16 protein-coding genes and 5 tRNA genes are annotated in these 22,504 nt (G+C 65.9%); 7 read left to right on the top strand and 14 right to left on the bottom strand.

Translation table 11 applies throughout. The features are described from left to right. Positions 1–167 precede the first annotated feature (167 nt). Positions 168–548, bottom strand: a complete 381-nt coding sequence (locus NRY95_10815) for a response regulator (GenBank protein UYC18404.1) — start codon at positions 546–548, stop codon at positions 168–170. A gap of 134 nt (positions 549–682) precedes the next feature. Between NRY95_10815 and NRY95_10820 the strand changes: the two genes are divergently transcribed. The 5 genes from NRY95_10820 to NRY95_10840 all read left to right on the top strand — a co-directional run bounded on the left by NRY95_10820 (position 683) and on the right by NRY95_10840 (position 1,789). Further along, positions 683–769 (top strand) — tRNA-Leu (locus tag NRY95_10820). Between the two features lie 512 nt (positions 770–1,281). Beyond that, a tRNA-Ala gene (locus NRY95_10825) sits at positions 1,282–1,357 on the top strand. 49 nt (positions 1,358–1,406) lie between these two features. Next, positions 1,407–1,482, top strand: a tRNA-Glu gene (locus tag NRY95_10830). A gap of 106 nt (positions 1,483–1,588) precedes the next feature. Beyond that, positions 1,589–1,664: transfer RNA gene (locus NRY95_10835), tRNA-Ala, on the top strand. A 49-nt stretch (positions 1,665–1,713) separates the two neighbouring features. Continuing rightward, positions 1,714–1,789: transfer RNA gene (locus NRY95_10840), tRNA-Glu, on the top strand. Positions 1,790–1,897: 108 nt separating this feature from the next. On the opposite strand, the gene NRY95_10845 is transcribed toward NRY95_10840, so the two are convergent. From NRY95_10845 to NRY95_10865, 5 genes are read right to left on the bottom strand one after another with little or no spacing between them, the layout of a single operon-like run. Beyond that, positions 1,898–3,742, bottom strand: a complete 1,845-nt coding sequence (locus tag NRY95_10845) for an alpha/beta fold hydrolase (GenBank protein ID UYC18564.1) — start codon at positions 3,740–3,742, stop codon at positions 1,898–1,900. Positions 3,743–3,774: 32 nt separating this feature from the next. After that, positions 3,775–6,858: an efflux RND transporter permease subunit gene (locus NRY95_10850; GenBank protein ID UYC18405.1), complete on the bottom strand. Its 3,084-nt coding sequence runs from the start codon at positions 6,856–6,858 to the stop codon at positions 3,775–3,777. After that, positions 6,855–7,973: an efflux RND transporter periplasmic adaptor subunit gene (locus NRY95_10855; GenBank protein ID UYC18406.1), complete on the bottom strand. Its 1,119-nt coding sequence runs from the start codon at positions 7,971–7,973 to the stop codon at positions 6,855–6,857. Before NRY95_10855 ends, NRY95_10850 begins: the two co-directional genes overlap by 4 nt. Before the next feature lie 22 nt (positions 7,974–7,995). Continuing rightward, positions 7,996–8,799, bottom strand: a complete 804-nt coding sequence (locus tag NRY95_10860) for a MipA/OmpV family protein (protein ID UYC18407.1) — start codon at positions 8,797–8,799, stop codon at positions 7,996–7,998. A gap of 27 nt (positions 8,800–8,826) precedes the next feature. Continuing rightward, complete coding sequence (locus NRY95_10865) at positions 8,827–10,287, bottom strand: efflux transporter outer membrane subunit (GenBank protein ID UYC18408.1); 1,461 nt, start codon at positions 10,285–10,287, stop codon at positions 8,827–8,829. A gap of 116 nt (positions 10,288–10,403) precedes the next feature. Here NRY95_10865 and NRY95_10870 point away from each other — a divergent pair, with 116 nt between their 5' ends. Further along, positions 10,404–11,093, top strand: coding sequence for a response regulator (locus NRY95_10870; GenBank protein ID UYC18409.1), 690 nt, complete (start codon positions 10,404–10,406; stop codon positions 11,091–11,093). After that, positions 11,090–12,283: an ATP-binding protein gene (locus NRY95_10875; protein ID UYC18410.1), complete on the top strand. Its 1,194-nt coding sequence runs from the start codon at positions 11,090–11,092 to the stop codon at positions 12,281–12,283. Before NRY95_10870 ends, NRY95_10875 begins: the two co-directional genes overlap by 4 nt. Before the next feature lie 163 nt (positions 12,284–12,446). On the opposite strand, the gene NRY95_10880 is transcribed toward NRY95_10875, so the two are convergent. The 8 genes from NRY95_10880 to NRY95_10915 all read right to left on the bottom strand — a co-directional run bounded on the left by NRY95_10880 (position 12,447) and on the right by NRY95_10915 (position 22,491). Next, entirely contained in the window at positions 12,447–13,661 is a 1,215-nt protein-coding gene (locus NRY95_10880; GenBank protein ID UYC18411.1) for an FtsX-like permease family protein, read from the bottom strand. Positions 13,662–13,671: 10 nt separating this feature from the next. Beyond that, positions 13,672–14,991, bottom strand: a complete 1,320-nt coding sequence (locus tag NRY95_10885; protein UYC18412.1) for an ABC transporter permease — start codon at positions 14,989–14,991, stop codon at positions 13,672–13,674. Positions 14,992–15,096: 105 nt separating this feature from the next. After that, positions 15,097–16,689, bottom strand: coding sequence for an ABC transporter ATP-binding protein/permease (locus tag NRY95_10890; GenBank protein UYC18413.1), 1,593 nt, complete (start codon positions 16,687–16,689; stop codon positions 15,097–15,099). Between the two features lie 14 nt (positions 16,690–16,703). Further along, complete coding sequence (gene lanKC, locus NRY95_10895) at positions 16,704–19,460, bottom strand: class III lanthionine synthetase LanKC (protein ID UYC18414.1); 2,757 nt, start codon at positions 19,458–19,460, stop codon at positions 16,704–16,706. A 146-nt stretch (positions 19,461–19,606) separates the two neighbouring features. After that, complete coding sequence (locus tag NRY95_10900) at positions 19,607–19,717, bottom strand: class III lanthipeptide (protein ID UYC18415.1); 111 nt, start codon at positions 19,715–19,717, stop codon at positions 19,607–19,609. 10 nt (positions 19,718–19,727) lie between these two features. Next, positions 19,728–19,943, bottom strand: coding sequence for a hypothetical protein (locus NRY95_10905; protein ID UYC18416.1), 216 nt, complete (start codon positions 19,941–19,943; stop codon positions 19,728–19,730). Positions 19,944–20,866: 923 nt separating this feature from the next. Then, entirely contained in the window at positions 20,867–21,118 is a 252-nt protein-coding gene (locus NRY95_10910) for a hypothetical protein (protein UYC18417.1), read from the bottom strand. Further along, on the bottom strand, positions 21,115–22,491 hold the full coding sequence (locus tag NRY95_10915; GenBank protein UYC18418.1) for a TFIIB-type zinc ribbon-containing protein: 1,377 nt from the start codon (positions 22,489–22,491) through the stop codon (positions 21,115–21,117). The genes NRY95_10910 and NRY95_10915 overlap by 4 nt, the downstream gene beginning before the upstream one ends. Positions 22,492–22,504: the final 13 nt, after the last annotated feature.

The following is a 22,504-nucleotide window of genomic DNA, read 5'->3' on the forward strand; positions in this document are numbered from 1 at the left end:
ATGCCTGGAGCGGGCCCAGTTCGTGGCCGGACCAGTCGATGGCGCGCAGCAACGCTCCCGCGACGCTGTTGGCAGGCAGCCAGACAGGAGGGGGTTTGCGGTCATGAGCGTTGATGGCGATGTCCCTCGAATCGATCCCTGCACGGCAGGCTCCCGATCGGGGATTGTCAAGGTCGAGCGGTCATTTTCGCGTGAGCATCGCCCAGCGCCTTGATCAGCTGTTCCGACAGGTAGGGCTTGGTCAGCACCACGCCGGCAGCGAAGCCGGGCGGGAGCGATTCGGCGGCCACGCCGGTGGCCAGTACATACGGGATCGCATGCTCGGTCAGCATCCGCGCGACCGCTTCGCTGGTCTCGCCGGCGGCCAGACGGAAATCGAGCACCGCCCGATCCGGCCGCTCCTGCTCGATCAGCGCCAGCGCCTGCCGCACCGACTCGGCAGGGCCGATCACCGCGGCGCCGGCTTGGGCAAGCTGCAGCTCCAGCAGCGTGGCGTTCATTTCGTCGTTCTCGACCACCAGGATACGCAGGCCCCGCAATGCCGACATCGCTTGCTCGTTAAGGTTTGGGAACGGAAATTATAGCGGCAGCCACGATGGCCCCGGTTGGATCGGGATCCCAACGAAGATGAAGGGTTTACCCCTGTCGCACTCCGTTGCGGTCGGCTATACTTCGCGGCCGCGCCGAAGTGGCGGAATCGGTAGACGCAGCGGACTCAAAATCCGCCGCCCTTAAAAGCGTGTGGGTTCGAGTCCCACCTTCGGCACCAGGACCTACGGCAGCTTCGGCTGCCGTTTGTTTTTTGCGCGAGTGGTCGTGGGTGCTCTGCACAGACCTGCGCTTGCGCCCCTGGCACTGGCCACGACGACCGCATCGACACGACAGCTTCTGGAAGGATTGGTGCCGGTCGTCTGCGCTTGGGGAGGCGAGCAGGGCATCCGTCCGCTCTCACCGAGGCCGGGTTGCCCGCAGTGCCTCGGCCCACGGCGCCGCGTACGCGAACGCTCGCGGGACGCCGATACGCCGTTCGCGTGACACATCTACTTGGCGCGCGATGTGCGATGCGGTACTCCGCTGCCGGACCGGCTGTCTGGTCATGCGCGCCGGTATTGCCTGGCTGCTGGCGATCGAAGGGAAGGGCTGCGATGCGATGGACGCATGCGCTCGGCGCTTGCGCCAGCCGATCGTCGAATCGCACGCTCCGCGGCGTTGAAAAAACTTCAAAAAACGCTTGCGCACGCAGCACGCCATCGCTAATATTCCGCTCCTCGCAGCACACGTGGGGCCATAGCTCAGCTGGGAGAGCGCTTGCATGGCATGCAAGAGGTCGCCGGTTCGATCCCGGCTGGCTCCACCAACTTTTCCGGGCACTAGGCCTGTCCGCAAAAGCGTTATCGTTTATCAGCGTCCCCATCGTCTAGAGGCCTAGGACATCACCCTTTCACGGTGGCGACCGGGGTTCGAATCCCCGTGGGGACGCCATTTTTATTCGCAAGCAATCTGAAGTCCGGCGCTGCCGGACTTTTTTTGTCCGGGATTTGTACATTCCACAGGAATCGGGTAAGATTCCGCTTCTGCCAGTACACGTGGGGCCATAGCTCAGCTGGGAGAGCGCTTGCATGGCATGCAAGAGGTCGCCGGTTCGATCCCGGCTGGCTCCACCAACTTTTTCGGACACCAGGCCTGTCCGCAAAAGCGACATCGTCAATCAGCGTCCCCATCGTCTAGAGGCCTAGGACATCACCCTTTCACGGTGGCGACCGGGGTTCGAATCCCCGTGGGGACGCCATCTATAAGTAAGAAGACACCCGGCACTGCCGGGTGTTTTTTTGTCTGCGTCCTGCGTATCGCCGGCAGGCGAGCGTTGTCGGCGGCGTTGTCGCGCGCCACTGCGGGTTCACTGCAGCAGCTTGCGGATCTCCAGGATGGCTTGCGGGGTTTCCTGCACGCTGTGTCCGGACGTGATCACGGTCTCCGACGCCGCACCGTCCAGGTGCGCGCTCCAGTACGGCACGAAGCCGTCGTCGGATTGCGCCAGCGGCACGCGCGGATCGCGGCGGGCGATGATCGAGTGATAGCGCACCTTCGGCGAGATCTGCAGCTCCGCCGCAGCCTGCACGAAGTCGTCGTGGTCGTTGAGGTTGTCCATGCTGGTCGGCAGCTTGCCGACTACGCCGGTGCTGGTGATGTCCTTGAACTGGTCGAGAACACGCGCGGGCAGGCCGATCAGGCGTCCCACCAGGCTGCCTAGCATGCCGGTCGCATGCGGGGTCCCGCGGTGCGGCGAGGCCAGGAAGATCGCCTCGGAGACTTCCGGCATCGGCTCGAAATGCAGCATCGGCGACAGCTTGCCTTGCAGCGTCTGCAATGCCTGCGCGGAGAGCGTGCTGTTGCCGAACAGGCGTTGCCAGAGCCGGTCGCCGTCGCTGGAGGACACCATCAACCGCGCCAGCACGCCGCCCATGCTGTGCCCGACCAGCACCATGTCGTGCGCCGAGGCGCTGCGCCGTTGCGGATCGAAATGGTCCAGCGCCTGCTCCAGGCCTTTGCGGATCTCCATCCGGTTGTAGGCGATCGGCAGGTTGGTCGGGTAGTAGACCAACCAGATCTGATAGCGGGCGCGCAGGTGTTCGTCGCCCAGCAGTTCGTTGGCTAGGTTCACCCAGGCTTCGGGACTGCTGGCCAGACCGTGCAGCAGCACCAGCACCCGGCGGTTGGGATCGTAGGGCTGGGTCAGGAAGATGTGCGGCCGGTCGATGCCATGGGCCATGCCGAACAGCGTGCGCAGCGATTGCTCGGCGAAACCCGAACGCGCCATCCACACCCCATAGCCGGCGCTGAAGTTGCCGGCCAGCGGCACTTCGTAGCCGCCCAGCATGGCACGGGCGCTCAGGTACGGATCGTAGGCTTCCACCCGCACCGCGCGGCTGGCCAGCATCTCGGCCAGCGTATCGCCATCGAAACGCAGCAGCACGGTCAGGCTCGGGGTCGGCATCGCGCTGTAGGCCGGGCTCGTCTCGTCCGACTCGCTCGCCTCGTTCCGCAGCGACGTCGCGTTCGGCAGCACGGCGACCATCTCCGAGCCGAACCCGTCGCGCCGATAGACGCTGCGCAGCCCGGTGAAGCGCAGGCCGCTGGCCGGCAGCATCGTGTCCGGCATCGGCATGTCCTGCAATGCGCCCAACCGGCTCACGTCCAGCACGATCCTCCAGCCGGGCAGGGCCGACAGTTCGGCCGCGCTGTCGGCCTGCTGGTCCTGCTGCTGGAAGCGCAGGAACAATGCCGATACCGCCTGTTGCACCGCATAGTTGTAGTAGTCGCGCACCTGGGTCTGGCGGTCCTCGAAGGTGCGCTCGCTGGGCGCGCGATCGCTGAAGAACAGGTAGGCATAGGCATAACGCGCGGTCTCCAGCCAGGCGCTCAGCGCCGCGTCGCTGCGCGGCTGGCGCTTGGCCAACTGCAGCGAGGCCTGCAGCCACAGCTCGGCGACGGTGGCCAGCTTGCGCTCCTGGACCACACCGTCGTTATGGAGCAACTGCTCGGCGCATTGCCGGGTCCGGGTGCTGCATGCGCTTTCGCTCAGGCCGATCACCGCGAGCGTCTCGATCGCCGGGGTGCTGAGGTGGCCGCTGCTGAGCGGATCGCCGCGCTTGGCCTGGATGTACTCGGCCGCGCTGACCGGTTTCAGCGTGACCATGGCGCAGCCGCTGGCGCCCAACGCCAGGCACAGCAAGACGAGCATGCGCCAGGCCAGGCGCTGGCTGCGCCGGCCGCTCACGCCGTGGCCGTCTGCATCGCGCTGCGGCCGTTGCGCAGCGAGAACAGCAGGTCGTACAGCACCGGAATCACGCCCAGCGTGACCAGCGTGCCCAGCGCCAGGCCGCCGATCATGGTGATCGCCATGCCCGTCCACAACGGCCCGGCGAACAGCATCAGCGGGACCAGGCCGACGATGCAGGTCAGCTTGGTCATCACGATCGGGCGCAGGCGCTTGACCGCCGCGGCGACCACCGCCTCGTGCCGGCCAAGGCCGTCGGCCAGTTCGGCATCGATGCGCTCCAGCAGCAGCACCGCGTTGTTGACGATGATGCCGGCCAGCGCGAGCAGGCCGAAGGTGGCCATGAAGCCGAACGGATAGCCGGTGACCAGCAGCGCCAGGGCCGCGCCGATCAGCACGAACGGAATGCTGGCGACGACGATGAACAGCTTGCGGAACGAGTTGAATTGCCAGATGAACAGCAACAGGATCGCGCCCAGCGCATGTGGCATGTATTGCAGCAGCGCCTGGTTGGCCTCGGCGGAATCCTCCAGTTCGCCGCCCATCTCGATGCGGTAGCCGGGCGGCAGGCGCAACGCGGCGACCTTGTCGGCCAGGGCGGCGACGACTTCGTCGGTGGTCATGCCCGGATTGTGCCCGGTCACGGTGATGGCGCGGCTCAGGTTGCGGCGCTGGATCGAGGACGGCTCGGAGGACAGGGTGATGGCGGCGATCGCCGACAGCGGCACGGGCGCGCCGCCTGCCTGCGGATAGAGCAGGGTCGTGCCCAGATTGGCGGCGCGGACGCGCTCCTCGTCGGCGCCGCGCAGCACGATGGGCACGTTGACGCTGTCGTCGCGGATCACCGAGGCATCGATGCCGCTGTAGCGCAGTTGCAGCGCCTGGGCGATGTCCTCGCTGTTGAGTCCGGCAGCGCGCGCCTTGGCCTGGTCGACCCGTACCTCGTAGCGGGGGATGCGGATCTCCCAGTCGTCGCTGACGTCCACGGTGCCGGGCAATTGCCGCAGCGCCTGGGCGATGCCGGCGGCGATGCGGCGCAACTGCGCTTCGTCCGGGCCGACCACCCGGTAGATCGCCACGCCGGATTCGGTCGACCCCAGCGAGAAACGCTTCGGCTCCGCGCGAACGGCCGGATAGCTTTGGCGGATGTGCTGGCGAACGCGGGCGATGACAGCGTCGATATCGGTCCCTTGACGAACGCCGACAGTGAAGTAGGCGATGTTGGCAGCCGCCTGTGGCGGATTCAAGCCCAGCACGATCCGTGGCCCGCCGTCGGCCACGTAGCCGATGCTGTCCACGATCTCGGGATTGCGTTTGCGATCGGCGAGCCAGGCGCTGATCGATTGCACGGTGCGCAGGGTTTCGCGCGAGTCGCTGCCCGGCTGCAGGGTCACCGGCATCTGGAACTGCAGCCGATCGGATTTGGGCAGAAAGGTATAGGGCAGCGAGCCGAGGATGGTGGCCGCCGCCGCCAGCAACAGCAGCATGCCACCGAGGAACAGCGCCTTGTGCTTGAGCAACTGCTCGATGATGCGCCGGTAGCCACGGTACAACCTGGAATCGTAGTGGTCGGCGCCATGTTCGCCTTGCCCGGCGCCGTGCGCGCGCGCGAAGTACACGCACAGCAGCGGAGTCACGGTGATGCTGAGCAGCCAAGAGCCGAGCAGGGTCACCGCCAGCACGATCGCCAGCGAGCGCATGAACTCGTTGGTGCTGGTATGGCCGAAGAAGAACGGCGAGAACGCGAGCACGATGACCAGCGAGGAGGTCAGCAGCGGCAGCGCGAGGGTCCGCCCGGCGGCTTCGCAGGCCTGGCGGCGTTCCTCGCCGGAGGCCAGGCGGCGTTCGATGTCCTCGGCGATGACGATGCCGTTGTCCACCAGCAAGCCCAGCGCGAGGATGATCGCGGCGATGGAGACGGTCTGCAGCTCCACGTCCAGCGCACGCATCACGATCAACGTGCCGAGGATGGTCAGCGGCACGATCGCGCCGACGATCAGGCCGGTGCGCCAGCCGAGGAACAGCATCACCACCGCCATCACGATGAGCACGGTCTCGCCCATGACGTGGTGCATCTTGCCCATCTCGCGCTCGACCACGTCGGCCTGGAAGGTGACCACGTGCTGGGAAAAGCCCACCGGCAGCATCCGCGCGGTCTCGCCGAGCTTCTGCCGCAGGGCCTGGCCGACTTGCGCGATGTTGTAGCCGGGCGCCATCGACACCGCCACCACCACCGCCGGTTGGCCTTGGTAGATGGCGGCGCTCTCCGGCGGATCGGCCGGCATCAGCGCGATGCGCGCCAGCTGCGACAGCGGGATCTGGCGCGTGCCATCGGCGCCGGAAACGGAGATCAGGGTGTTGCCCAATTCGCCCAGCGTGCGGATTTCGCCGGAGGTGGTGACGGTCATCGCCAGGCCGGAGGCGGCGATCTGGCCGCCGGCAGCGACCATGTTCTGCGTGCGCAGCTGTTGCGCCACCGCGCCGGGGGTCAGGCCGGCCTCGCCCAGCCGGGTGCGGTCGAAGGCGACGTAGATGCGGTCCTCGCGCAGCCCGTGGAAGCTGACGCGCTCCACGCCTGGCACGGTATACAGCAGTTCGCGCATCTGCCGCAGCGGCGCGCGCATCTCGGTGGTGCTGAAGCCGGGCGCGGTCACCGCGATGGAGGCGATCGCGACGCGGCCGAAGTCGTCGTCGACGAACGGTCCCTGCGTCCCCGGCGGCAGTTCCGCGCCGGCCTCTGCGGCCTTGTTGCGCACGCGCTGCCACAGCGTCGGCAGATCGGCGACGTTGTCGTAGGCGGTCAGCTGCACGATCACGCTGCCCGGGCGCACGCTGGTGACGATCTTCTTGAGGCCGGTGATCTCGCGCAGGTGTTCTTCCAGCGGCCGCGCGATCATGTTCTCCATGCGCTCGGTGGACATGCCCGGGAACGCGGCTTCCACCACCGCGTCGCGTACGCTGACGCTGGGTTCCTCCTGCGAGGGGAAACCGAGGAAGGTGATGATTCCGCCGATCAGGATCATCGCTGCGCAGAACAGCGCGAAGCGGCTCGAGTTGAGGGTGGCGCGGGTCAGGTTCATGGCGAGGCAGTGCCGCTCAGGCGCGTATCGGGACGGAAGGGAACGACAGCCTGGCCATCGCTGAGGAAGGCCGCACCTGCCGCTACGATGCGTTCGCCAGCGGCCAGTCCTTGCTGGACCTGCACGCGGCCGCCCTCGGCGTCGCCGGTGACGATCTGGCGTCGGCGCACGGTGGCATTGGCGCCCTGGTAGACGAACACCATCATCTTGCCGTTGCCCATGCTGGGCACCAGCGCGCTCAACGGCACGCTCACCGGATGGGCGTCGTCGCGGGGCAGTTCGAGCAGCAGGTTCTCGCCGCTGCGCAACTGGGCAACGCCGCTGGCAGCGCTTTCGAACAGCGCCTGCATGGTGGCGCCGCCATCCAGCCGTGCGGACACGCTGAGCAGCCGCAGCGGCAGCGCTTGCTCGGGAGCGTCGGCGCGATACCCGTTCGCGGCCTGGCCAGGACGCAATGCCGTGGCCAGCGAGGCTGGCAGTGCGACCGTCACCTGGGCGTGGCCCTGGCCTTCGACCCGCAGCACCGTCTGGCCTGCGGCGACATTGGCGTTGGGCTGCTGCAACCGGGCGACCACGCTGCCGTCGAACGGCGCGCGGAGATCGGTCTGGCGCAGGCCGCGGCGCGCCAGCGACAGGTCGGATTGGGCGCTGCGCAAGCGCGCTTGGGCGCTTGCGAACGCGGTTTTGGCGGCGGTCAGGGTCGTTGCCGACGCCGCCCCGTCCTCGAACATGGCCTGCTGCTGGGCGAGCTGGGTTTGCTGCTGCTGCAGGTCGGCGGCGGCGATCCTGGCGCTGGCCTCGGCCTGTTCCACCCGTAACCGGTTCGGTTCCGGGTCCAGGCGCGCCAGGATCTGACCCTGGCGCACGTGATCGCCGACATCCACCTCGATCGAGGCGATGCGGCCGCCGCCCTCGAAACCGAGTTCGGCGCGCTGCTCCTGGCGGACCTGGGCCACGAAGCGGCTGGTATCGCGACCGTCGGCGGCACCGACGGCCTCGAGTTTCACCGCGCGCGGCGCTTCCGCAGGCGGAGGCACCGCGCGGCTGCATGCGGCCAACGACACTGCAGCCAGCGGCATGCAGACGGAGAAGAAGATCGCAAAACTGGGTTTCATGGGCGGCTGCTCTGGGTTGCCGTCAGAAGTTGTAGGTCACGGCGGCGATGGCGCTGGCGAAGCTGCGGCGCTTCACGATCGGACTGTCTGCCACGTCGTCGGTGAAACGCATGCCGCTGACCGACAGCGAGGTGCTCCAGTGCTTGGACAGGGCGTGATCCCAGTTGGCGCCGACCGAATACGCATACAGCCCCGAATCCTGCTTGGACACCGCATAGCCGCTGCTCAGGCTTTGTGCCGCGGTCACGCCGAAGTAGGCCTGGTTGTAGCGGCGGTCGCCCCAGTGCGCATCCACGTCCATGGTCACCGTGTCCTTGTCGTTCTGCAGCAGGGTGAACTTGCCGCCGGCACGGTAGTCGTTGCGCCTGGCGCCGTCCTTCAGTGCGAACTCGGCTTCCGCGTTCAGGGTGAAATACGGGGTGAACTGCTGCGCGATCATGGTGTGGCTGGTCACCGAGCCGGGCACGGTGCCCATGCCGGCCAGGGTCTTGGAACCCGGGCGCCAGTTGCTGTCGCGGTCCAGCCGGCCCAGGTCGTAGCCGAAGGACTGGCTGACGTAGAAGCCGCCATCGGTCTGGAACTGCACGCCGAGGCCGCGCACGTTGTCGAAGAACACGATGCCGCTCTGCGCCACCAGCACCGGGGTGAACAGCGTGCGCGAGTCCTTGGAACCCAGGTAGCGCGGCGCCGCCACCGCGCCAGCGCCGATGCTGAGGTCGGTCTGGTGACCGAACAGGCGGAAGCCGGACGCATCGGCATCGGCGGCATTGGCGGCCAAAGGCGACAGGGCGCAGGCCAGGATCGGAAGCAACGCGAGAGTTTTCATGGTAAGCCTCTTTCGAAGTGGGGTGGATCAAGATGCGTGCGGCAACTGCACGCCATAGAACGCGCGGAACAGCGCGATGCGGTTGAGGATCAGGTCCTGACGTGACTGCAGGTGATCCAGGGCGGCCTGCTCGGCGGCGATACGTTCGCCGAGCAGCGTGGTGCGGTCCTGCAGGCCCTGCGCGACACGCTTGTCCATGCGTGCGATGCGCTGCTGCTCGCGTTCGCTGTTGGCCCGCTCGCGCTGCTCGCGCTGTTGCAGGCCGGGATTGGCATCGAGCGCATCGGCGACGTCGCGAAACGCCGACTCGATGGCCTTTTCGTAGTCGGCGATGCCGGCTTGCTTGCGCAGTTGCGCGATATCCAGGTTGGCGCGGTTGCGCCCGAAATCGAAGATCGGCAGCGTCAACTCCGGGGCGAAGCTCCAGGCGCGGCTGCCGGTCTTGAACAGGCCGCTGAGGACGTCGCTGGCGGTGCCCAGCGAGGTGCTCAGCTTGATCGACGGAAAGAACGCGGCACGGGCGGCACCGATATCGGCGTTGCGCGCACGCAGTTCGGCCTCGGCTTGCTGGATATCGGGGCGCTGCAGCAGCACCGCCGAGTCCAGGTCGCGCAGGGCGGCGGCGCCGGGGTCGGCCGGCAGCAGGTCCTGCAGGTCGCCGCTGCCGGCCGGCGCATCGAAACCGGCGACCAGTTGCAGGGCGCGGCGCGCGGCGGCATGGTCGCTGACCGCCTGCAAGGCGCGAACCTGGGCCTGATCGGTCTGGTGGCGCTGGCGGTCCAGCGCGTCGTTGGAGATCAGCCCGACATCGTGCTGGTCGTTGGCGAAGGCCAGCAACGCCGCGCTGTCCTTGGCGATGGCCTGGAAGCGGTCCTGCGCCTGCGCCGCCGCGCGTTCCACCGTGTAGGTGCGCAACACTTCGGCGATCAGCGCCCCGCGCGCGGCCTGTTGGCCGTAGGCGCTGGACAGGTAGCGCTGCTGCGCCGCGGCCGACAGCGCCGCCAGCTTGCCGAACAGGTCCAGTTCGAAGCTGTCGACACCGACCGCCGCGGTCACCAGCTTCTGTCCATAGAGCGCCTGCCGCTGCGGATCGTCGTAACTCTGCCGGGTATCCTGCGCCTGCACTCCGATTTGCGGTAGCTGCTGGGAACGGTCGATCCGGTACTGCGCCCGCGCCTGTTGCACCTGCAGGACGGTGGTGCGGAAATCCGGGTTGTGCGCCAGCGCCTGGCTCACCAGCGGCGCCAGGTCGCGGTTCGGCGAAAAATCGTGCAGGAACCGCTGTTCCTGCTCGGTCAGGGCCACCGTCGCGGCGGCGGCGGCGGCGTGCGGTGCCGTTGCCGCATCGGACGCGCCCAGCGTGCCCGGCACGACCGCCTGCGGGCGCTGGTAGACCGGCGCCAGCGAGCAGCCGCCGAGCAGTGCGGCGACGAGGACGGCGAGGAGTCGATGGCTATTCGGGCCATCGCCTGCAGACGGTAGAATCATGGGGGTCAGTCGGTTGGGTAGCCAATCTCGAGTGATAGAGTCGGCCGGGCAGTTCAAGCCGGCTTTCAGGAATCTTCAAGATTTCATCAAGACGGGCAAAAAGGGCCGCAAAGCCAATGAATTCGAAGAAGATCCTCGTCGTCGAAGACGATACCGACAGCGCCAGCATCCTCGATGCCTATTTGCGCCGCGACGGATTCGAGGTCGCCATCGCCAGCGATGGCGAGCGCGCGATCCAGTTGCACGCGCAGTGGAAACCGGACTTGGTGCTGCTGGATGTGATGCTGCCCAGGCTGAGCGGTACCGAAGTGCTGTCGACGATCCGCCGCAGCAGCGACACGCCGGTGATCATGGTGACCGCGATGGGCGATGAGCCGGAAAAGCTCGGCGCGCTGCGCTATGGTGCCGACGACTACGTGGTCAAGCCCTACAGCCCCAAGGAGGTGGTCGCGCGGGTGTACGCGGTGCTGCGCCGCGCCGGGCCGGCCAGGGCCACCGAGGAGCTGCTGAAGTACGAGCGGCTCACGGTCGACACCCGTGCGGTCCTGGCCACGGTGCAGGATGGCGACGGCAACGCCGTGCCGCTGGACCTGACGCCGACCGAATTCAACATCCTGGCCACCTTGCTGAAGACGCCGTTCAAGGCGTACACGCGCAGCGAACTGCTGGAAATCTGCCTGCCGGAAAGCGACGCGCTGGAGCGGGTGGTGGACGCCCACGTGCACAACCTGCGCAAGAAGCTGGAAGCCGAGCGCATCAGCGGCGTGCTGGTGACGGTGCGCGCGATCGGCTATCGCTTCCGATGAAATGGACATGGCCATTCGCTCGCCGCCAGGCGCACGCGCCGCTGTGGCAATGGGTGGGCCTGCGCATGAGCGCGCTGGCGGTGATCACCGTGCTGGCGATCGTGTTCGCCATGTGGCTGCGCTTCGCGATCTGGGACATCATGACCCTGCACAAGCTGCCGCCGGCGGCGCGCCAGGAAATGATGGAGCTGCGCCAGGACCCGCACAGCAACGAGCAGCGCTTGTGGCAATTGTTCGCGCGCTATTACGACGTCGCCGACTTCCTGCCTGGGTTGGCCAGCCGCGACTGGCTGCTGCTGGCGGTGCTGGTGGTCGGCTCGATCCCGGTCATCGTGGTGTGCGGGTTGCTCGCCTCGCGGCCGCTATCGCGGCAGTTCTCCAACGTGGCGGAGGCCGCCCGGCGAATCAGCGACGGCGACTTTTCCGCGCGTGCCAAGGTGATCCCCCACGCGCCGGACGAGCTCGCCAGCTTCGCGATGGACTTCAACGGCATGACCGCGCAACTGCAGCAATACGAGCGCGAGGTACGCGATTCCAGCGCGATGCTGGCGCACGAACTGCGCACGCCATTGAACGCGGCGATGGGCCGGGTGCAGGGCATGCTCGACCAGGTCTTCCCGTGCAGCGACGAACAGCTGCAGATGGTCCATCGCCAACTGGAACAGATCAATCGCCTGGTCGGCGACCTGCATCTGCTGTCGATGGCGCGCGCCAATCAGCTGATGCTGGAGCCGCACACCTTTCCGCTCGACATGCTGATCCGCGAGCGTCTGGCCTGGCTGGCGCAGCCGTTGCAGGCCGCGCAGATGCAGGTGGAGCTGCGCGTGCCGGGCAGCGTGTCGATCAGTGCCGATCGCGACCGTATCGGCCAGGTGCTGTCGGTGCTGATCGACAACGCGCTGCGCTATGGCGCGGTCGGCAAGCGCCTGCTGATCGAAGTGAGCGCCGGTTCGAGCGACGTGCTGGTCTGCATCTGCGATCGCGGGCCGGGCGTGACCCCGGAACTGCTGCCGCGGATGGTCGACCGCTTCTGGCGCGCCGAGGATTCGCGCGCCCGGCACTCGGGCGGCAGCGGCCTGGGCCTGTCCATCGCCGCGGCGATCTGCCAGGCCCACGGCGGCGCGCTGGAATTCGGCAACCGCGAGGGCGGTGGCTTGTGCGCGCGGGTGCGGTTGCCGCGGGCGCCGTAGGCACGATCGGTGCGCGAATGCGTCCGCGGTCGGATTGTGCCGCCGTCTGCGCAGCGCGGCAGCGCGGCGGTACTGCCGCTTCCGAAGGCCTGGGCTGGGGTAGCCTCGCCACGGCTGCTCGCGAATGCGAGCGACTCTGGGACGGTGCCTACGGCTGCGGCAATCAGATTGCCCTGATCGCCGCTACCGGGGAGATGCCGGACGCACGCAGCGCGGGCGCCAGCACGGCAAGCTGGCCCAGGATCCACAGAGTGACGGCACCGATCGGCATGTACCACAGCGGCAACCGCGGCAACTCGTAGGCGCGCATCAGCACCAGGCTCATGCCATAGGCGAGAAGCATGCCGAACACGATGCCCAGCGAGACGATGAGGAAGTTCTCGATCTGGAAGTAGCGCAGGATGTCGCTGCGGGTGGCGCCCAGCGCGCGTCGAATGCCGATCTGCTTGCGACGCTGCGTCACCCAGAAACTCGCAAGCCCGACGATGCCCAATGCCGTCGTTCCGAGCAGGGCGACGATGACCCCAAACAGCATCGCCGCCATCACCCGCGAGCTCTTGAAGTAGCTGTCGCGCAACTCCACCAGGCTCCGGCTCTGCTCCATGTCGAAGACGGCATCGGGTGCCACCTTGAGCACCGCATCGCGGGAATCGCGCATGATGGCGGGGATGTCTTCCGGGTTTCCCCGGATCAGGTATTTCCCTGCCAGACTCGGCCCGGGAATCGCAGGCACGAAGACCGACCAGTCCGGATCCTCGGCTTCGCCGCCGCCGGGCTGGGAGACCGAAAGGTGGTCGATGACGCCGATCACCCTGAAGCTCGTGTCCATGCTCCAGAGGCGCTGCCCGATCGGGTTCTGGCCTGGCCACAGATGCTCGGCCAGCTTTTGCGTGATCAGCACCGGGGGATTGGAGGGAACGTATTGTGCGACCGGCGTGTACTCCTCCGACGCGGGAAGACGCCCCGACAGCAGGCGCAATCCAAAGGCCTGGATGGCGCTTGCGTCGCCGACATAGAAGTCGATCACGCCGCCGAAATGCTGCTGCTCCTGATCGAGCGTGACCCCGGCCCGCGCGCCAGGTTCGCCGAATGGCACGGCATTGACCACGCTGACGGTTTTCACCGCGGAGATGCCGCGCAGGGCGGCCACGACGCGCGCGTTGAGATCGCTGGCCAGTTGCGGGTCGAATCCGGACAGCTTGACGGTGCCCAAGGCCGCCTCGTCCACGCCGCTGTCGATCCGCATCGCCTGCAGCCGTTGCGAGATGAGGAAGCAGGCGTTGCAGAACACCGCGCAGGCCAGCGAAATCTCCAGCGCGATCAGGACGGTGGCGATGCGGTGCTTGCGCAGCGCGGAAAGAACGATGCGAATCTGCATGGGGCCTCTTCTACAGCAGCTTCAGTTGCGATGCGGGCTGAATCAGGCTGGCGCGCAATGCCGGCAGCGTGCCCGCGAGCAAGCTGACGGCGACCGACAATGCGAACGTCAGCAGGAACATCGAGACATCCAGGTAGGCGAAGTCCGCATAGGGAACGGGTTGACGGCGTACCAGATGCAGGCCGAGCAGGGTCAGCAACAGCCCGCCCACGCCGCCGAAGACGCCGATGGCCGCCGATTCGACCAGGCACTGGATGAATACCGATGTCCGGGTGGCGCCCAGCGCCCGGCGCAGCCCGGTCTCTCCGCTGTGCCGCAGGAACTTGGCCAGCAGCAGGCCCACCACATTGGTCAGGCAAATCATCAGGAACGCGAACGCCAGCGCGGATTGCAGCTTCACATCGCTCGGCACCACGCGGTTGAAATCGAGCCATTGCATCAACGAGCGCAGGCGGGTGTTGTCCGCGTACCTGAGACGGCCGAGTTCCTGCTGTTGCGCGGCATAGTTCTTCAGGAATCGATCGTAGGCGGCCACTTTGTCGGCGCCGTCCAGGCGAACCCAAAGCGCCACCCACACGCATGGGGAATTCTCGAGGTGCCCGGGTTGGTCCGGCGTCGCCCAACAGGTGAAGGCCTGGAAGTTGCCGGCATTGACCTCCAGGCTGGTGAAGAAGGGGACGAAAATATCGTCGGGCTGCCCGTAGAAGCTCGATGTGTCGCCATTGGCGAACCGGCCGCCGCGCACCTTGTAGAACAGCGGCGACGGCCGCCAGGGCGCCAGGACGCCGATGATCCGCACGTCGACGCCTCCCAGCCGCACGATTTGGCCGACGCTGTTCCGTCCCCCGAACAGCCTCTCGTTCAGATTGGAGGAAATCACCGCCAGGCGCGCGCGTCCGGTATCGTCGTTCCGGCTCCAGCCCTGCCCATATTGGAATGGGACATTGAACATGGGAAAGAAGTCGGAGGTGGTGGAGGCCATGGCCAACATCATCGGCGGCAATCGCGTGGCGGGCGCGCCGAGCTTCACCTGGCTATTGACGACCAAGGCCTGCTGGTCGGCCTGCTTGGCGTTCCAAAGGTCCATCGCCGTTCGATAATCGAGAACATCGAGCGGCTCTCTGCCCTTGGACTGCGGATTGACGTCGATCTGGGGGTAGTAAATGTCCTTGCTGCGGTCCGGCAGAGGATCTCCCGATAGCAGGTGCATCACCGTCAGCGTCGTCATGCTCGCCCCGATGCCCACGGCAATTGCCAGCACCATCAGCGCGGTCAGCACCCTGTTGCGCTTCATGTTGTGCAGAGCGATCTTCACATAATAGGCGAGCATGCCTTCAAGCACTCCTTCGGGCCATCGGAACGGTCTCTCCGTTCGGTCGGCGTGGCGGCAACACAGGGACATGGGCGCCTTGGGGCGCCTTGGGCCGCGTTCGGATCAGCATGCGACCGCGTTACCTTGCGGCTGTGCCAGCGGCTCGTCCTTTCCCAGCATATGCACCTGATCGAACCTTGAAAAGTACTCTTCGGCGCCGTGCATGACGATCAGCAGGATCTTGCCCCGCGTGCGACGCTGGATCTCCTCCATGGCGACGGATCGGCTGCGCGCATCCAGGTTGGCCAGCGGCTCGTCCAGCACATACAGGTCCGCGTCCTGCGACAGCGCGAGGGAGAGCGACAACTTCTGCTGCTGTCCGGCCGACAATTGATCGGGATAGGAATCCAGAATGTCCGGCTCGTATATCCCGAACAGCCGGAGCAGGTCGTCCTCCGCTCCCAGATCCCTGACCTTGATGGGGGGGAACAGCACCGGCAGCGTCACCGCGCTGATCCGTGCCGGCAGTTCAAGTGCGCCCTGCGACGGCGACAGATAGCCGGACAGGATGTTGGCGAGGGTGGTCTTCCCGGATCCGTTGTGGCCGACGATGAGCGCGCTGGTCCCGGGTTCCAGGCGCATGGAAAAATCCGAGAGCACCGGATTGATTCCGTACGCATAGCCGATCGACGTCGCCGCGACCGCGTTCCCGGTCTTGTGAGAGGGCACGGCGGGCGGCTCGTCCAGGAACGCCACCACCCTGTCGAGCGTCGCGGCATGGCTGTGCAATTCCGCCCACTGCCTGAAGATCTCGATCAGCGTCGTCGCGGAACGCCAGAAGGCGTTCATGAAGGCAATGAACGAGCCGATGGTCATCTGCCTGCGGAACACGAACAATGCGCCGACGAAGATGGAGCAGACGTCGGAGATGACCATCGTCAGATCGCTGGCACCTTGCAACAGGCGGATCACGCGAAACTTCCTGTATCCCGAATCCAGGACTTCGTCCATGCTCCTGGAAAAATTGCCGAGCGTCTTCGACGCCAGGCCGAAACTGCAGACCATCTTGAATGCGCCTACCGACTTGGTGAGTGCGTTCAACAGCACCGCTTCCTTGTCCCGCTCGATGGAGGTGAGGCCACGGATCTTCTTGCCCACCACGATGCTCACGAACGTGGCGATGGGGATGATGGCCGAGAGAATCAGTAACGCCTGCCAGGAGATGAAGATCAGCACCGAGACGAGCGCGACGAACGTGGCGATCTTCACCGCCAGGGTCCGCACCAGGGCGAGCATGGGGACGACGCCGTCCTTCACGTCGGACCGGATCCGCGCCACGTAGGAGCCTTCTCCCTCGCGCAACACGTCGCGGTAGTCCTTGCCGAAGTAGGCGCGCAACAATCTGGCGCTGATCTGCCTGACGATCTTGTTGTCCAGCTTCAACTGCCAGAGGGAAAGCCAGTAGATCGCGACATTGAGGGTGAGCCCCAGCGCGAGATAGCCGAGAACCAGATAGACAAACCGGCCGAAATCGGCGCGGCTGGAGGCCTCGTCGAAGATGGCCTTCATCAACAGGGGATGCAGCAAGCCTTCCGCGCCGCCCACTAGCGCGGCACACAGGGTGACGCCTACATATTCGGTCCGGAACTTGTCGAGAAGCAGCAGGAAACACTGCGCTGCCGAACGCCTGCGCTGGACTGTGGCGGACAACGTCATCGGCCTCTCCGGACTCAACGGCTCGCGGCGGCGGCGGACAATCCCATGTCCGACTCTAGCCGTTCCGGATGCGTCGCGGAAAGTGCCGGACGCGTCTTCGCGGGCAGGTCGTCGATCTCGTCCAGACAGAACTCGTCCGCTGCCAGGGTCGCGCGCCGATGCAGCGTTCGCATGATGCCCGCCGTGCCGGTGGCGTAGTCGCAAGAGATGCGGAACAGGTTCTCCCCGGGAGTTGCGTAGCCGCTGTCCTCCTTGAACAGGTACAGGTCCGCCAGGCCCTGCAGGGGCCGCTCCGCCATGGCCAGGTAGCGCTCGTCTCCGGAGTACAGATGCGCATCGACCAGCACGTCGACGAAGCCGGCCAGACCATAGATCAGGCCCGGAAAGCCGGAGTACTTCCTGTGCAGGTCGGTGAGGATCGGTCCCAGCTGGTCCCAGCGGCCGTAGCGGATGGCCACCTTGGCCACGCCGGCGCTGCCTTGCTCGATGTAGTGTTCGTAGGTGTTCTTTTCTTCGGGCGCGCAGGCGAAGGCGAGGCTGCCAGGCTCGAGTTCGAAACCGAACGAAAGATCGTAGTCGAGCGCCTTGCCTCCCAGTTCGCGCCAGGACGCGACGTTCAGTACCTGGGACAGGCGCAGGAAGAACAGCGCGACGCCGCTTTGGCCATAGCCGAATCCGATCCGGATTCCGCCTTCGTCCTCCCAATGCAGCCCCTTCGCATCCTCGATCGCGGTCGAGGCCAGGGTTTTCGCCAGGTCGATCGCGACGTCCAGGTAGTGCGGCTCGCCGCTGTTGCGGTAGGCGGCGAGGTTGGCCATGCCGACGCCGGCCATGCCGTAGTAGAGCGAGTGGTGCCGGCGCAGCAAGGCGCTGCCGTTGGCATAGCCCATGAAGCGCCTGCCGATCTCGGCGCTTCCGATCGCCAAGCTGGCCCAGGCGATGCCGGCGCTCCCGGTCAGCAGCCCTGGCGGCAGCGTTTCCGCTGCGACGGCTGCCAGTTCCCGGTGGTAGCGATCCAAGGCCTGCCCAGGCACCTCGAAGCCGCATTTCAACAACGCCTGGACGATGCCGCATGCGCCAAAGCCGAGACTCAGCGCGTTGGTGTGGCCGGCGAAGGGATCGACAGGGAACAGCGCATACACTTCTTCCAGCCGATAGTGGCTGACGATGAAGGCCGCCAGTTCGCGGCATGCCTCGCCTGGAGACAGGATCGGGGCGGAATGCCGCGCCGTGTACGGGGTCTCGAAGGACGCCGGGCCATCGAGCAAGGCGATCGCCTCGCGGCAGCTGATCGTATTGCTGGAAAGCCGGCGGATGACCTTCTGAATGGGCGTATTCGACCAACCGATGTCGGCCACGAGTGCGGGCAGGACATTGCTGAAGAGATCGTCGCGGACGTACGCCATCGCCACGATCGGGAACATGCTGTACATCATGATCGCGCCGATCGCGTAGATGTCGTCCTGAGAGTTGCTTTCCTGCTTGCGGCCCTTGACGGCGGCGCGGAACCCCGGGGTGTGGATGTCCAGGGCGTCGTCGACCGCGGGCTGGAACGCGGCTTCGAGGTCGATGATGCGGACGGTCATGCTGGCCTTGTCCACCAGGATGTTCATCGGGGAAAGATCGCCGATGACCAAGCCCCTGTGGTGGAAGCGATCGACCGCCTCCAGCAGGCTGGTGAAGATGCTCTTGCACTTGACGTAGAACGCCTCGCTGTCCTCCCTGCCTGGATGGATGCGGAGCAGCGGGGTATTCATCAACATCACTTCGCGCATGTCGACCGCATCCAGATGCTCTTCGACAAGGTAGAAGTTTTCCCAGTCCCAGAAGGTGGTGACGAGTTGCGGGGAGACGCCCAGATCGCTCACCATGCGCAGGACTTTCTCCTCCTGGGCAAGGCGCGTCGTCGCGTCCTGGCCGTTGGCGACCAGTTCGACGTAAGGCCGCGCCTCCTTGACCACCACCTCGCGCCCGCTCGCGGTATCGGTGGCCAGGTAGACGCCGCCGGTATTGGAGAACCCCAGCGCGCTGGTGATGACGAACCTTCCCTCGTTGAGGGTCATGTCCGGCTGCTCGGCATCGTCGCGCGGGAAAGGATCCGACACCCACGGCGGCGTTTCGAAGTACGGCGTTCTCCGATCGACGACTTCTTCGCCGTCGGGCGAGGTCAGGATCGGTATCAGCTGGCCCATGTAGTCGAGGCGATTGACCGGGATGATTCCGCCGTAACGGTAATAGAGGCAGCGACAATCCCTGTAGCGATTGTCGGACAGGATGTAGGACCCGACATCATCCTTCAGGATGGCGTAGGCGCACTCGATGAACTGACAGAACACCTCGTCGGTCGGGGGATAGAGGGTGATGAACTTTCCAGAACCGCCGCGCGACCAGCGCTTGGACGTCATCAGCTTCATCGTGTTGATGTCGTTGGCGAACTTGAACTGGAGACCGTGCTCCAGGGCCAGATCCGCGACCTTCGCGAGAATGTCCCGGCAATTGACCTCGTTCGCGGAGACATGGATTTTCCAGCCTTGGGTGGCGAGCGGGGCCGCCGCGGCGTCTGCAGAAGGCATGACATGCGACCACACGCCGGAACGCCAGACGCTCCATTGCAGGCCCCTGGCGCGCAGGATCCGCTTGACCAGCGAACTCAATTCGTCCGTCGGCCGATAATGGGAATAGACAGGCTCGTAGAAGCGGCTGTCCGCCGCCATGAAAAACACCTTGTCGATATGACGGGCTTCCCGCAGCGATCTTGCTCGACCCGACATGCACATGTCCCTTTGCTGGATATGGTTGTTCTTGTATTTATGGAGGCTGGTCCATAAACAGAAACATTGAAATCAATTAAAAGCTAATTTCACGTACAAAAAGAGAGAGCAATGGCGCAATGCCATTGCCCTCCACTTCCTGCCGCTTAGGCGATGACGCCGTTGCAGCAATTGCTGGTGGAGCTGCCGGTGCTGCTGCCCAGCAGCGAGTTGGTTTCATCCAGGGCCAGGCGCTGCAGATTCAGGACACGATTCATTGAGCTTTCCTTAGTTAATGGGTTTACCATCCAACAACCAACCATCCGGCGCGTTTCGTCCGGATGACTGGGCCAAGACCGCATCGAGAGTTTTCCAGACCTTGGCGAAGCGCTCTCCATGCAGCTTCTGTGCGGCGAAGAAGTTCACCGGAATGGCGCGCGAAATGCTGCGCTGCACGCATTTTTCCATATTCAATTCATTGCCGCGTGCCGTTGAACTTCTCAATCTTTTTTTTCATAGTCAAGTGCCAAAACTTCATGAGTGCGGGTTTCCGCCGCCGGATTCTCGGTTTGTATCCGGCTGTAGACAATTTTAAATCCGCGTGACATGCGCGGTCTCGAGAAAGAGCTTCCGATCCCGATTCGGCGACGCGGATGCCACGCTTTCCGGCATGGTTCGCGTTGGCCATGTCATGGCGGAATGGGGGTGCGTATGCGTCTTGCCTGAGCGCCATCGCCGGTGGGCCTCGCGTTCGGTATGGGCGAGCTTCGCCCAGCGCTGTCGTCGATCTGTGTTGGCAACACCGATTTACCGAGCCCAGGATGCGGATGGCTGTCGGTTCTGATGCGTGGCTGGCGGCGTCCCGGCTGGTGGCCGCCAGGCCTTTGTCCCCGGCGTGCAGACAACGCCGGGGCAGGGCACCCAGTTCGGGGCCGGCACGAGGACCATCCATCGCATCGTCGCAATCGGTGTCCGGACCTCGCCCAATGCCGTCGCGATGCCCGCGCCCGGCGGCAGGCTTGCCGAACGCCGCAACTGGCCGGGTATCGGCGATAGGCCAGGGCGATGCGGCAAAAATAGGCGCCGCGGTGTGCCAGGGCAGATGCGGACCGAGGCCGTCAGGATCGGCCAGCGTTGGATTTCCATCCGCGGACAGGCCATTGACTGCCAAGCGCCATGCCGGTCCGACCGGCAACACCCGTTCGGAGTGGCTGGCCAGCGAGCGAGCCGCGACGTAGGAACTGCAGCGCCGCACCTCCGGGGCGCACGCGACGATCCTTGGGTTGCTGAAGCGCCATGGCGAGGATCTCAACCACAGGCCGCACGCCGAGCTTCGGCGACGATTGCGCAGGAGGCGCCGAGTCGTTCCCGGTGACGGGAGCGGCGGCCGCCCTTTGCTTGAGCACGCGATCGCGGCGCCCGCTGCCTCAGCCGGTGTCGCGCTGCACGCGCGACCGGAACGCGCGCACATTGTCGCCGCGGATGCGGCTTTCCCGCGTGCCCAGGATGGTGTCGACCTTCCTGTCCGAGCCGGTCACCGGCTTGGCCTCGACCGACGTTTCCCGCTCGAAGGCGTGCGACTTGTCGGTATTGCGGTAGTACCGGTACAGGGCCCAGTACAACGCGCTGGCGCCGGCCGGGCCGGCCAGCAGCAACCAGAGTCCGCTGTCGTTGCTCATGCGCTGCCTGCCACGATCCAGAGTGCGATGGCTTCGATGAAGGTGCCGGCGGCGAGCGCGGCCAGCAACAGCTTCCACTGCTGCACCGGCACGCTGCCCATGGTTTCGCCGGTACGGCCGTTCACCGCGATGTAGTGCAGCATGCCGCCGTTGCGGCCGGGCTCATGGTACGAGTACAGCCACACCGGCAGGTACATCGACACCCAGCGCGTGCCGTGCACGTCGAGCCGTTCCTGCTCCCAGCGCACGCCACGGTCATAGCGGCCGACGGAATCGGCGACCTGGACGCGGGCGATCGACAGCAGCTGGTCCTCCAGGCGCGGCCGCAGCTGTTCGACGTCGCTGTTGCGCTTTTCCGAGGTGAAGCCCGCCAGATACGACGCGTTCCACTTCACCGCGTTCTTGGTGTCGAACGGCAGGATCGTGTTGATGATGTTGTTGGTGTTGGACTGGGTATCCAGGTTGCCGCGTTCGGAAGACGATTCCAGCGGCAGGTCGTCCACGGTGAAATCCACGTGCCGTTGCACCTGGTACACATCGGCGTCGTAGTACGTGGTCTTGTTCTTTTCCGTGCCGCGCGTATACCTGCGCGTCTGGATCTCGCCCTTGCCGGCCACGCTGGCGCTGACGTTGCCGTCGACGATCATGTAGGGCAGGTAGACGCCGATCACGTTGTCGGGCGTGAACTGCTGCTTGAACGCCTTCAGCGCGAACAGGCGCCGCTTGTCCACGAACTGGCGGATGCGCGCGACCGCATCCTCCTTCTTGATGTGGAACGGCAGCACCGCATCGGGCACCGCGCCATTGGCCACCTGCTCGTTGACGCCGAACACATGCCGGCACCAATGGCAGCGTGCGGTCATCGTGCTTTCGGTGTTGATCGTGACCTCGGCGCCGCAGCCGGTGCATTTGAAGCTCATCAGGCTGGCGGCGTCGGCCGCGATGTCGCGCGCGCCCGAGGCGATGACCGTGCCGCGCAGCCGGTCGAGGCCTTCGCCGAATCCGAAGGCCTCCTCGACGCGTGCGCCGTGCCATTCGTGGCGACAGTACTGGCAGACCAGCAGGTCGGTGCCGAGCTTGGGGCGGATGTCGGTGGCGCCGCATTTCGGGCAGCGGTTGAGGCCGTCCTTCAGTTCGTCGGCAGCGGTGTCGATGGCGAGCGGATCGGGGGCCTGCAGCTCCTCGCGGATCGGAGCGGGCAGGGGGGCCGGGTCGAGCGGCAGGCTGCCCGGCAAGGGCGGCACGTCCTGCGGCGAGCCGGGGCCGGTCACCGCCGCCGCGGGCAACGGCGGTGGTGCGGCCGGCCGTGGCGGCAAGGGCGGCAAGGGCGGCGGGGTCGCCGGCAGCGGCGGCGGGGTTCTGGGATCGGACATGATCGCGGCGTGC

This window comes from Xanthomonas campestris pv. phormiicola, assembly GCA_025666215.1.
GTDB lineage: Bacteria > Pseudomonadota > Gammaproteobacteria > Xanthomonadales > Xanthomonadaceae > Xanthomonas_A > Xanthomonas_A campestris_A.

Excerpts from the sequence above, each read along its gene's own strand:
- lanKC (UYC18414.1), bottom strand. The coding sequence starts at position 19,460 with ATGTCGGGTCGAGCAAGATCGCTGCGGGAAGCCCGTCATATCGACAAG.
- NRY95_10880 (UYC18411.1), bottom strand. The coding sequence starts at position 13,661 with ATGCAGATTCGCATCGTTCTTTCCGCGCTGCGCAAGCACCGCATCGCC.
- NRY95_10900 (UYC18415.1), bottom strand. The coding sequence starts at position 19,717 with ATGAATCGTGTCCTGAATCTGCAGCGCCTGGCCCTGGATGAAACCAAC.
- NRY95_10910 (UYC18417.1), bottom strand. The coding sequence starts at position 21,118 with ATGAGCAACGACAGCGGACTCTGGTTGCTGCTGGCCGGCCCGGCCGGC.
- NRY95_10855 (UYC18406.1), bottom strand. The coding sequence starts at position 7,973 with ATGAAACCCAGTTTTGCGATCTTCTTCTCCGTCTGCATGCCGCTGGCT.
- NRY95_10870 (UYC18409.1), top strand. The coding sequence starts at position 10,404 with ATGAATTCGAAGAAGATCCTCGTCGTCGAAGACGATACCGACAGCGCC.
- NRY95_10890 (UYC18413.1), bottom strand. The coding sequence starts at position 16,689 with ATGACGTTGTCCGCCACAGTCCAGCGCAGGCGTTCGGCAGCGCAGTGT.
- NRY95_10850 (UYC18405.1), bottom strand. The coding sequence starts at position 6,858 with ATGAACCTGACCCGCGCCACCCTCAACTCGAGCCGCTTCGCGCTGTTC.
- NRY95_10875 (UYC18410.1), top strand. The coding sequence starts at position 11,090 with ATGAAATGGACATGGCCATTCGCTCGCCGCCAGGCGCACGCGCCGCTG.
- NRY95_10860 (UYC18407.1), bottom strand. The coding sequence starts at position 8,799 with ATGAAAACTCTCGCGTTGCTTCCGATCCTGGCCTGCGCCCTGTCGCCT.
- NRY95_10815 (UYC18404.1), bottom strand. The coding sequence starts at position 548 with ATGTCGGCATTGCGGGGCCTGCGTATCCTGGTGGTCGAGAACGACGAA.
- NRY95_10885 (UYC18412.1), bottom strand. The coding sequence starts at position 14,991 with ATGCTCGCCTATTATGTGAAGATCGCTCTGCACAACATGAAGCGCAAC.
- NRY95_10865 (UYC18408.1), bottom strand. The coding sequence starts at position 10,287 with ATGATTCTACCGTCTGCAGGCGATGGCCCGAATAGCCATCGACTCCTC.
- NRY95_10915 (UYC18418.1), bottom strand. The coding sequence starts at position 22,491 with ATGTCCGATCCCAGAACCCCGCCGCCGCTGCCGGCGACCCCGCCGCCC.
- NRY95_10845 (UYC18564.1), bottom strand. The coding sequence starts at position 3,742 with ATGCTCGTCTTGCTGTGCCTGGCGTTGGGCGCCAGCGGCTGCGCCATG.